A 9,976-nucleotide genomic window follows, 5' to 3' on the forward strand; every position below is an offset into this window, starting at 1 on the left:
GAGGATTTTGATGACAAGATATTTTGAAGATGATAAAGACAATGTTGCTTTTGAAAGATGCATCGATGTAATGAGCAGGATGTTAATGAAATATGGTCCGCAGATTTTGCAGAAGCATAGGGAACAGATGGCAAGCGCTATAAGTTATGAACCATTCTGCAAAAACACAAATGGACGATTAATATACTATTTTAGATTGAGTACAGGTATGGATATAGGAGCAGTTAAAGTGGCGTAAAACAGAATATATGCATTGCATATATTCTGAGATGCTGATATATTATAAGTGAAGGTATACGATTAAAGAAGTTATGAGATATATTTGGAGGTACCAAGATGGATTGTGCAGATAAAATTAAAGAAATAAGAAAAATGTCGGGTATGAATCGCAGAGATTTTTGCGATACATATCAAATCCCATATCAGACGGTTACTGATTGGGAACTAGGTCATAGAAATGCACCAGAGTATGTGGTTCGGATGCTGGAGTATTATGTAAGAATGCACGAGATTATGAAGAAGGACGAAAAGTAGACTTGAGGTCGAAAATTGCGACATCAAATATATTGTAAGGATGAGGATGCACAATGGAAGAAAAAGTGGAATTAGTTATAGCTGATGATATTAAGATTCAGAATCTGATATATAACGTTCGCGGGAAACAGGTGATGCTGGATAGTGACTTGGCTATGTTGTATCAAGTTGAAACAAAACGTTTGAATGAGGCTGTGAAAAGAAATATATTAAGATTTCCAGAAAGTTTTAGATTTCAATTGACAAATGAGGAGTTTGAATTTTTGAGGTCGCAATTTGCGACCTCAAAGCCAGATGAAATGATAGAAGAACGTGGCGGCAGAAGATATATGCCATATGTATTTACTGAACAAGGTATTGCGATGCTTTCTGCGGTTCTAAGAAGTGAAATTGCCATCAAAGTTAGTATCAGAATAATGGAAACATATGTTGAAATGAGAAAATATCTTGCAAATAATTCTCTGCTGATTGACAAGGTAAATCATTTAGAAGCAAGACAAATAGAGTCAGATTTGCAGAGACATGCATTCGAGCAAAGAACGGATGAACGATTTGAGCAGGTATTTGCCTATATAGCAGACCATGAGGAATCAAATCAAAAAGTATTTTATGATGGACAGATATTTGATGCATTTAATTTATTGACAGAGCTTATAGCAAGGGCAGAACAAAGTATTATCTTGATTGATGGCTACATAGATGTTGTGACATTAAATATCCTGGCAAAGAAAAAAGATCAGGTATCTGTTCTGGCCTATACATATCCGAATGCAAGGATTACGAATCAGGATATCACAAATTTCAATGCACAATATCCAACATTGGAAGTGAAAAGAAGTACGGCATTTCATGATAGATTCCTAATTCTGGATGAGAAGGAAGGATATCATATCGGGGCTTCGATAAAGGATGCAGGGAAGAAGTGTTTTGCAATCAATCGAATGGAAGACATTGGTGTGATAAGGGATGTAATTCAAAGAGCAGAATTGACGGAACAATAGGAGCATGTTTAAACAGGGCGAATTCGATATGTTTAAACTTGAGGTCACAAAATGTGACATCAAATAAAGTTGAATTATAACTTGAGGTTCCAAAATGGAATCTTAAGTTAGGAAAGTCGGAATTTAAGGAGGTCTTGTATGAAGAAAATCGTATGTACAATGCTATGTATTATGCTTTTATTTGGTTTGAGTGCTTGTGGTGGAGATGTCAGTGAAGTAAAAACTCATAATGTTGAATCAGAGAACTATTCAGAAGAGGATATTAAAGCCGCTATTGACACAATAAAAAAGGAGTTTAAGAGTGACTGGAAAGGATGCACTCTCACAGAAATTTACTATGCCGGAGATGACTGCACGAAAGATCATAAAGATTGGGCAGACAGAAACAATGCAGATGAAGTCATTGTTTTATTATCTTCATTCGATGTTGATTCATCTGGTGGAAACGGTTCTTTGAATCCAAATAGTACATACAGTGATTGGAAGTGGATTTTAGTTAGAACAGATGGCGGAAAGTGGCAGCATGTTGACCATGGATATTAAGTCAAATTCAAGTTGATATTTCACTTATTTTAGGAAATTTAATAACTGTTATATTTGATTATCAAATTCCTCACAAACCCTTGAAAATACTAAGTTTGTAGCAAGTGAACTTTCCCTTACTCTTTCCCTTGTATTATATTCTCTCATTGGTTTTCATGAACCTTAATATGGGAAAAATTAAGGGAAAGAAAAATTCGTACATAGTATAACATATAACAATAACGACATGGTGAACTGAATGAAATGTTTTCGATATTTAACTCTGTAAATGATTATTAAAAAATGGAGATAAGATACAATGAGAACAATTTATGCAGAATACAACATAAACCACGATAGTATTGATGTTTACACAAGTGCCGGATATATGCTTCGCATTAATTGTTGGGAAGCTGAAAAAAATTTAAAAACCACATATGGATCAGAATGTGCGCTTACTTCATTGGCTGTGGATGAGCCTTTGGAATATGCAAGATTATATCTTGATGGCAATTTACAGATGTGGGTGGATGCAGAAGATTCACTTGAATTATAGGCAATTTAAACAAAAGTTTATATCTGATTTTCGATTATCCATATGAACACTTTACTTTCAAGCATTTTGAGAAATATAGAAAAACGCTAATTTTACCACTAATAAATGAGCCTTGATATGACACTAAAAACAATATGGGAGATAGCACAATATCTGTGTATCTCCCGTTTTTCATTTTTGTAATATAATTACTTCACTCTAATTTTTATATTTTCTTATTTTTCAATAATCATAGGACTTATTTCTAAATCTGCCATAGACTGCTTTGTTTGGTATGGCTTTCGGGATATGATTACACACATCATAGTGTGGATAGTAATAGAGCATAAAACATGTAGAGTAAAGTTGCTACAACTCATATTGCCATATATAATAACTAATGACATCGAAAATTAAAGAAATTGATTAGAAATAGATTTTTGTTTGATAATCTTAAATCAGATATTCACAATGGAGGCATATTTATGGCGCAGAGTATTTTAATTGTAGACGATGAAAAAGAAATTGTATCAATGCTGTATTGCTATTTCAGCAAACTTGGATATACGGTATATACTGCAACAGCAGGAAATGCTGCATTAAAAGAAGTAGAAAAAAAACCTGACATTATTTTGTTAGATGTCAATATGCCAGATATAGATGGATTTACTGTTTGCGAAAGGATACGGGATTATGTTTCATGCCCTATAATTTTTTTAACAGCACGCATTGAAGATAGTGATAAAATAAAAGGATTTTCTATTGGCGCAGACGACTATGTAATAAAACCATTTTCTGTTGATGAATTAGAAGCTCGCATTGCAGCACATCTTCGCAGAGAAAAAAGACACAATATATCTTCAAAGGTGCAATTTGATGAAGATATGGTTATAGATTATTCCTCACGTATTGTGTTTTATCATAATAAGGATATGGCTTTTACCAAAAAGGAATTTGATATAATATCTTTCCTTTCGCAAAACAAAGGAATTGTTTTTGACCGGGAAACTATTTATGAAAAAGTTTGGGGATTAGACGGCATTGGTGATAATACAGTTGTTACAGAACATATCAGACGTATTAGGGCAAAATTTTTATCTTTAGGCGATAGACCTTACATTGAAACTGTTTGGGGGTGCGGATATAGATGGAAAAATTAAAGAGAAGCAGATTGTTCAATCGGTTAAATAGCATGAGTATTAGAATGACCTTTGTTCTTTATGCTTTGTTTTCGTTGTTGATTGGAATAATTATTTGTATACTTTTAATTTCAATGGTTGACAGATACAGAATAAATTTAAACTATAAGTATGAAAATCTGTCAACGAGGTATGATATACCGGAAAATGGCTCATTTACCGCCACTTATAGTAATGACCAAACAAAATACACAATATTTGACACGAAAGGAAACGAGATATGCAAGTTCAATGTTGATTATCAAAAAGAACGCCCAGTACACGAATATGTCTATCCGAACCATGTTTCATATATCGAAGTTTTACCTAATTTTACAAACCGGGATAGGCTTATTGACAGTGCTTTAGGTTCATTAAATATTGCAATTATTCCTATCGTATTATCTATTAGTATGATATGTTGTGTAACATTTTTTTATAAAAAAAAATTATCGAAACCTATTAAGCTATTAACTAATGCGTATCATAAAATTGAAGCAAATGACTTAGATTTTACGTTATCATATCCATTAAATGATGAAATGGGGAAACTTTGTCATGCCTTTGAAAAAATGAAAGACTGTTTGTCGAAAAATAATGAAACTATGTTTCGACAATTTGCTGAACAGCGCCGTCTAAATGCTGCTTTTTCGCATGACTTACGCACTCCTTTGACTTTACTAAAGGGTCATGCTACTATGCTGCTTTCCTTTATTCCCAAAGGCTTAGTATCACAACAAGAAATATTAGATGAAATATCAGTAATGTCAAAAAATATTTCACGTCTTGAAAAATATGTAAATGCTATGACGAACTTATACAGGTTAGAGGATATTGATATTCCACGACAACAGATTACATTTCATTCACTTATTGATAATTTTAATAACACAGCAGAAGCACTTTGTTATGACAAACATTTTTCAATTACTACAAGCGGTAATAATATAACCTTGTTTATCAATTTAGATACAGTCATGCAGATTTATGAAAACTTACTCTCTAATAGTATTAGATACGCAAAAAGTGATATTGCTATTAGCGTAGTAATAGAGAATGATAATTTAGTTATATCTGTTTCAGACGATGGTTGCGGGTTTAAAAATATTGATATTGAAAAGGCGACATTACCATTTTATAAATCATCGAAAGATATAGCTACTGAACATTTGGGGTTAGGGCTGAATATTAGTAAGATTTTAAGTGAAAGACATGGCGGAAATATCCAAATTGCTAATAATAAAGCAGGGGGAGCATGTGTTACAGTGAAAATAAATTGCAATGAAAGTTGATTGAAAATAGACATTTTATTGCTATTATAAATTTAAAAGAAAGGAGATAAGGACAAATGAAAAAAATAATATGTATGTTTCTAACCTTATTGTTATTGGTGTGTATTGTTGGGTGTAGTCAAGCAAAGGACAGTGATAATCATGTAGTACAAGATTATTCCGAAGAATATGAGGTTTCTCCTTATGGAAGTGAAGAAGCGCTTGACACTTTGGGCGATTTGAAGATTTCAATGAGTACAGAAAAGGATTTAGACTTAAAGCACCTTTCATTTCTAATAGAAAATACTTCTGATAAAGAATACCAATATTCACCAGATTATTTTGAAATAGAAGCTGAACAATCCGGCACTTGGTATCAACTTAAACAGCTTGATGACCCCTCAAAGAGCAATGAAAAGGATTGCTTTATTAAGCCTAACGAACGATTAACATTAGAAATTGATGTTAAAAGTTTTTATGGAGAATTGCCTGCTGGACACTATCGTTTGATTAAACAATTTGCGTTCTTTGAAAGTGAAAGAGATTGGGATTACGATACATATAATTTATCTTGCGAATTTACGATAAGGTAAAAATTCTCTACTTCATAAGCATGAAAAAAAACCGCTTATGAAGTAGAAAGTTCTCATGCCATTTTAACGGCGGTTTTGAAATAACAATCAAAACCGCCGTTTTCTTTTGTAAAAATGAGAATACGGAGGGTGTGTTAAAGTCGCCCTTTTTCAAGGATACGGTGGTATCAAGGAGGTATTGCCATGTCCTTTTTTATGTACCATGTGGAGCATATTTATGTCTAGGAAGAAATACAGTAAAGCATTCAAACTAAGGCTTTTAAAAAAGCATAATGAAACAGGCATATCCTACTAGAAATTGGAAAAGGATAATATAATAGCAGGGGACGATGTGTGTTTTTATCCCCTGCTTTTATACGTTTTTTATCATATTTTGATCAATATAGCTTGGTATTTAACTGATTTTTCAAATAACATCTAAGTCCAACATATACTCCTTGCGAAAGTACAAAAAGCAATAGAAGATTTACTGACAGTGTTTTTTTGATGGATTCTCCAAAATAAATGATGACAGCAGCACTTGTCAGTATCATCAGTAGAGTAATAAAATCCCAACAGTTTTTCTTATATAATTCTATAACCTTTATTTCTATCAGTATCACCAGTATCCCTGTTCCTGCTACGCATATTCCGACAACCAATATCAGCAATAACCAATATATGATTCCGGCTATAAACGCATTTGGAATTTTGGTACTAATCTGTGCCGCAGAATGTCCGGCAGCAATCGTCCATCCGATAAAAGTTTGTATGAATGACGCTGCATCATGGAAGAATGATTTACAATCGGAAAGGAACACATCTGACTGTACTGCCTGAAAAAGAGTGGTTGTCAGCGAATACCATGCAAGAAGGAACAAGGTTGTTTGGAATATTACCGTTTTTGCTTTATACTGTCCTGCAAGTCGCTCTTTTTGTGTTTCGTATTTCGCTTTTTCATTCTGATAGGCTGTCCGGTCACAGGCTTCACATTTTTCATAGAGCACCGGCTTTTCTACCGGTATCTCTACGATTTTCTGATGTATCCGGGCATAATCCCGTTGTTGTGTTAAGCATCGTATTTTATCTTGACATTCCCCTATCGTGACGTTTGCGCTTCGCAGCTTCTCTTTCTCGATCTGCAATGCTCTGTCTGCCAGCTTCAAGTCGTTCTTTAATGCTTGAATATTCCCGGCTCTGTTCTCTTTGTTTAATTTCTCGTTCAAGGTCAGAGATTCGCTGAGCTGCGTCTTCAGTTCCACGATAAGCTGGTCTTTCTGTTCCAGTTCTTCTTGTATCTCCTCGGTCAAGAGCAGAAGTTCTTCCAACTGTTCGGCGTTCTTTGATTCTCTGGATTCGTTCATCTATATCACGTCCTTTCCTTATTTGCTGTTCCAGTTCAGCAATTCGGTGTTCTGTTTCAGCAATAAACTGTTTTCGCTGTTCAGATTCTGTGCCAATTTCTGCCATTGCTGATTTTCGTTTTCCAAAAGTTCTATCTTCGTTTTCTGTTCTTCCATCTTGGAAAGCAGTTCCTCGGTATTTGGCAAAATGTTGAGCAGCTCGGATAACTCGCTGTTTAATTTTTGCAATTTCTGATTCTGTTCCTGCATAAGAGAGAGTTGGGTGTCCCGGTTCTGCATTTCCAGAATCATTTCTGTCATTAAGGTCTGCTGTTCTTCGATTTGCCCAATCATGGACTCCATTAAGGGTATAATTTCCCGGCTTTCTTCTAATGTCATTTAATCGCTCCTTCCATAATGATAATGCACCCGATACTTTTCCAAAGGTGTCCAGTATCTTTTGCAATAACGTGTTTTGTTGTTTTATGATTTGATTTTCCGCTACTTTCCACGAACCTTTTATTTCCTGCCCGACAAGAAACTTTTGTTCAATCTTTCTTGCGTCAGCACCTTCATGGATGGTAGGAATCTGGAGTTTTCCCTGTTTTTCATAAGAACGGTGATCGACCTGATTATGCAAAGAAAGATGTTCATTACACACCTTTGCCCACTCACTCCGCCATAGTTCACAATTTTTTGGATTGTTCCATCCAGTAGCATCGGTCAGCACCCGTTTCCATTGCAGGCGGTTTCTTGCACCAATCTTCTGAATTCCGTTTTCGTCTAATACAGGGATACGGATTCCATGACGGTCAGGGTTTTTCTTATCCTGCCACCAGTTCGGATGGGATTCATCAATCACGATATTTCCGTTTTTATCTCTGACAAAATCCCAATCCTTGACTTCTTTCTTTCCCCAAGAATGATCCGGGTTAAAAGGACGCATAGTCAGAAGCAGATGGACATGGGGGTTGCCATCCCCTTTATCGTGGATACTCCAATCAGCGCACATTCCTCTATCTACAAAAGTTTTTTGGATATAGTCAGTTGTATATTGAATTTGTTCCTGTCTGTTCCATTCTTTGGGAAGGGCAAATTCAAATGACCTGCCAAATTGGGCATCCGCACTTTTTTCAATCTTCAATACCTCATTCCATAACCTCTGTTTCTGAAATGTGATTTTAAATTTTTCTAAAGCAGCTTCTTTATCTGCTGACTTTTTGTATCGGACAGATTTCTGAAAGCGTTTTATATTTTCCTCTGGTACTATCTGCCATTCAGGAGGTGCGTTTTCGCACATCATCAGACTGGTGTAGACCACTTCTTTTTTAGAAGTGTAATAACTGATTCGCCCGGTTTCCTTATTTTTCATCACATCCCCATTGAGATATGCGGAAGCGGAGATAACAGATTTCCCTTTACTACGTCCGACTATTTTGAGTGTATAATGAAAAATCGCCATGTCTGGAGGCCTCCTTTCTGCACATCCGGCATAGATTTCCGGCAACATTGCTTTCGGTTTTAGGAAAAGCAGCATTGCCGGAACGCCCTCTGCGTAAGAGTGCCCTGCGCATAGCAGCCTGCATGGAATGCGCCCCTCTGGCGAAGAGTGCCTCCTGCGGCATGAGCAGGTCTGGCTGAAAGCCCCGCCGACGGAACGAGCCCGGCAAGCGTGAGCGCAGACCGGTTGCCACTTGTGGCAAACTTATTGGGACGACCTCTGGTTGTCCATAAGTGCGCCCTTCATAAAAAAGCAATGAAGGGAATGAAAACCTCATCCCCTCCGCCATTACACTTCCTCCATATCGGTATTTGTTTCTTTCTGCATTGCCTTTGAGAAAAATTTCCCGTTGGCTTCCTGCTTTTTCAGAAAACCAATCAGCTTTGGGATGTCTTCTTCCTCAATAGGCGAACCAAGAACGGATTCCACCGCACCGCCAACCTGACAGAGCCTATGGGTTCGTTTTTTACTTTCTTCGGCTTTCTTTCGCTTCAGAAGTTCTTTCTTCTGTGCTGCATATCTTTTCGCCTTTTCAAGGCTTTCCTGCTCTTTCTTTTCCATTTCAAGCATTCGTTCTTCATAACTTTTTGTTGATTTTGCCATTATTACATTCTCCTTTCTCTTGCAAACATAAGTTCTTGGTTGCGTATCAGAAGAAGCACATGGTATAATCTTCTTGCGTGTAGGTATATCATGGCTTCGGTCTGATAGAACCTTTGGCGGTTTCTTTGGAAGCCGCCTTTTTAATTTGCCGCAGTTCTTGTTACGGCTTTTACATTTCCTCTATCCCTCAAATCACGACCTTCATTCGCTTCCATAAACATTTCCAGAATATCGGTTTTAATCAGGACTTTGCGACCAACCTTTAATACTGGAAGTTTCTTCCATTCTACAAGCTGTCTTAAGGTGTTTCTGCCGATTCCCGTATAGTCAGCAGCTTCTTCGATGGATAATGCAATTTTTCTTTGCGTCATATAATCACCTCCTTATAAATTGCATTATGCAATTCTTGTGATGTAAGTATATCCTTTTCATATCTTTTTGTCAAGCGTTACGAAATATTAAAAGTAAATATTATATTGCATATTGCAATTTCAGAAAAACAATGCTATAATTCATACATACCGAAAAAGGAGGCAGTCAGCATGAAAGATAAAGAACTACGCAAGCTGATAGGCAGCAGAATAAAACAGCGCCGTCTGGAATTGAATCTGACACAGCCTTATGTCGCAGAAAAGATGGGTGTTACCGCTTCTACAATCCTGCGTTATGAGAATGGTTCGATTGACAATACGAAAAAAATGGTGCTGGAAGGTCTTTCGGAAGCACTCCATGTATCCGTGGAATGGCTCAAAGGGGAAACAGATGAATATGAAACCGACATTACGGATAAGAGAGAATTACAGATTCGTGATGCGATGGGAGATATTCTGGAACAGTTACCGCTTGCCCTTACCAAAGAAGAAGATGCTTTTTCAAAAGATTTATTACTGCTGATGTTAAAACAATATGGTCTGTT

Annotated in this window: 13 protein-coding genes; 9 read left to right on the forward strand and 4 right to left on the reverse strand. The window is 36.3% G+C overall.

Annotated features, from left to right (window positions below; translation table 11 throughout):
• The first annotated feature begins 10 nt into the window (after nucleotides 1-10).
• The 8 genes from H8R94_RS11955 to H8R94_RS11990 all read left to right on the forward strand — a co-directional run bounded on the left by H8R94_RS11955 (nucleotide 11) and on the right by H8R94_RS11990 (nucleotide 5,634).
• The gene (locus H8R94_RS11955) at nucleotides 11-238 is read left to right on the forward strand and encodes a hypothetical protein (RefSeq protein ID WP_118282287.1); all 228 of its coding nucleotides are present in this window, start codon (nucleotides 11-13) and stop codon (nucleotides 236-238) included.
• 98 nt (nucleotides 239-336) lie between these two features.
• Nucleotides 337-534 carry a helix-turn-helix domain-containing protein gene (locus H8R94_RS11960; protein WP_118282284.1) on the forward strand — a complete coding sequence of 66 codons (198 nt, stop codon included), beginning with the start codon at nucleotides 337-339 and terminating at the stop codon, nucleotides 532-534.
• Between the two features lie 53 nt (nucleotides 535-587).
• The gene (locus H8R94_RS11965) at nucleotides 588-1,535 is read left to right on the forward strand and encodes an ORF6N domain-containing protein (RefSeq protein WP_186854753.1); all 948 of its coding nucleotides are present in this window, start codon (nucleotides 588-590) and stop codon (nucleotides 1,533-1,535) included.
• A gap of 138 nt (nucleotides 1,536-1,673) precedes the next feature.
• Nucleotides 1,674-2,078, forward strand: a complete 405-nt coding sequence (locus H8R94_RS11970) for an LptM family lipoprotein (RefSeq protein ID WP_186854754.1) — start codon at nucleotides 1,674-1,676, stop codon at nucleotides 2,076-2,078.
• Nucleotides 2,079-2,376: 298 nt separating this feature from the next.
• Complete coding sequence (locus H8R94_RS11975; RefSeq protein ID WP_008400163.1) at nucleotides 2,377-2,613, forward strand: DUF6061 family protein; 237 nt, start codon at nucleotides 2,377-2,379, stop codon at nucleotides 2,611-2,613.
• A gap of 464 nt (nucleotides 2,614-3,077) precedes the next feature.
• Entirely contained in the window at nucleotides 3,078-3,752 is a 675-nt protein-coding gene (locus H8R94_RS11980; RefSeq protein ID WP_044944580.1) for a response regulator transcription factor, read from the forward strand.
• Complete coding sequence (locus tag H8R94_RS11985) at nucleotides 3,740-5,062, forward strand: HAMP domain-containing sensor histidine kinase (protein WP_055156874.1); 1,323 nt, start codon at nucleotides 3,740-3,742, stop codon at nucleotides 5,060-5,062. The genes H8R94_RS11980 and H8R94_RS11985 overlap by 13 nt, the downstream gene beginning before the upstream one ends.
• Before the next feature lie 56 nt (nucleotides 5,063-5,118).
• The gene (locus tag H8R94_RS11990; protein WP_008400157.1) at nucleotides 5,119-5,634 is read left to right on the forward strand and encodes an immunoglobulin-like domain-containing protein; all 516 of its coding nucleotides are present in this window, start codon (nucleotides 5,119-5,121) and stop codon (nucleotides 5,632-5,634) included.
• A gap of 377 nt (nucleotides 5,635-6,011) precedes the next feature.
• Here the strand turns inward: H8R94_RS11990 and H8R94_RS11995 are convergent, their stop codons facing one another.
• From H8R94_RS11995 to H8R94_RS12010, 4 genes are all read right to left on the reverse strand, one after another.
• Nucleotides 6,012-6,758: a DUF6040 family protein gene (locus tag H8R94_RS11995; RefSeq protein WP_117715294.1), complete on the reverse strand. Its 747-nt coding sequence runs from the start codon at nucleotides 6,756-6,758 to the stop codon at nucleotides 6,012-6,014.
• Nucleotides 6,697-8,418 (reverse strand): MobA/MobL family protein, encoded by a 1,722-nt coding sequence (locus tag H8R94_RS12000; RefSeq protein ID WP_186854755.1) that lies wholly within the window; start codon nucleotides 8,416-8,418, stop codon nucleotides 6,697-6,699. The genes H8R94_RS11995 and H8R94_RS12000 overlap by 62 nt, the downstream gene beginning before the upstream one ends.
• 327 nt (nucleotides 8,419-8,745) lie before the next feature.
• On the reverse strand, nucleotides 8,746-9,060 hold the full coding sequence (locus H8R94_RS12005) for a hypothetical protein (protein WP_005337289.1): 315 nt from the start codon (nucleotides 9,058-9,060) through the stop codon (nucleotides 8,746-8,748).
• A gap of 140 nt (nucleotides 9,061-9,200) precedes the next feature.
• On the reverse strand, nucleotides 9,201-9,431 hold the full coding sequence (locus H8R94_RS12010; protein ID WP_004843519.1) for a helix-turn-helix domain-containing protein: 231 nt from the start codon (nucleotides 9,429-9,431) through the stop codon (nucleotides 9,201-9,203).
• Nucleotides 9,432-9,602: 171 nt separating this feature from the next.
• Here H8R94_RS12010 and H8R94_RS12015 point away from each other — a divergent pair.
• Nucleotides 9,603-9,976: helix-turn-helix domain-containing protein (locus H8R94_RS12015; protein WP_186854756.1), on the forward strand; the 374-nt coding region annotated here is incomplete at its 3' end.

This window comes from Roseburia lenta, from assembly GCF_014287435.1.
GTDB lineage: Bacteria > Bacillota > Clostridia > Lachnospirales > Lachnospiraceae > Pararoseburia > Pararoseburia lenta.

Coding starts and splice junctions, on each gene's coding strand:
- H8R94_RS11955 (WP_118282287.1), top strand. CDS start 11: ATGACAAGATATTTTGAAGATGATAAAGACAATGTTGCTTTTGAAAGA.
- H8R94_RS11960 (WP_118282284.1), top strand. CDS start 337: ATGGATTGTGCAGATAAAATTAAAGAAATAAGAAAAATGTCGGGTATG.
- H8R94_RS11965 (WP_186854753.1), top strand. CDS start 588: ATGGAAGAAAAAGTGGAATTAGTTATAGCTGATGATATTAAGATTCAG.
- H8R94_RS11970 (WP_186854754.1), top strand. CDS start 1,674: ATGAAGAAAATCGTATGTACAATGCTATGTATTATGCTTTTATTTGGT.
- H8R94_RS11975 (WP_008400163.1), top strand. CDS start 2,377: ATGAGAACAATTTATGCAGAATACAACATAAACCACGATAGTATTGAT.
- H8R94_RS11980 (WP_044944580.1), top strand. CDS start 3,078: ATGGCGCAGAGTATTTTAATTGTAGACGATGAAAAAGAAATTGTATCA.
- H8R94_RS11985 (WP_055156874.1), top strand. CDS start 3,740: ATGGAAAAATTAAAGAGAAGCAGATTGTTCAATCGGTTAAATAGCATG.
- H8R94_RS11990 (WP_008400157.1), top strand. CDS start 5,119: ATGAAAAAAATAATATGTATGTTTCTAACCTTATTGTTATTGGTGTGT.
- H8R94_RS12000 (WP_186854755.1), bottom strand. CDS start 8,418: ATGGCGATTTTTCATTATACACTCAAAATAGTCGGACGTAGTAAAGGG.
- H8R94_RS12005 (WP_005337289.1), bottom strand. CDS start 9,060: ATGGCAAAATCAACAAAAAGTTATGAAGAACGAATGCTTGAAATGGAA.
- H8R94_RS12010 (WP_004843519.1), bottom strand. CDS start 9,431: ATGACGCAAAGAAAAATTGCATTATCCATCGAAGAAGCTGCTGACTAT.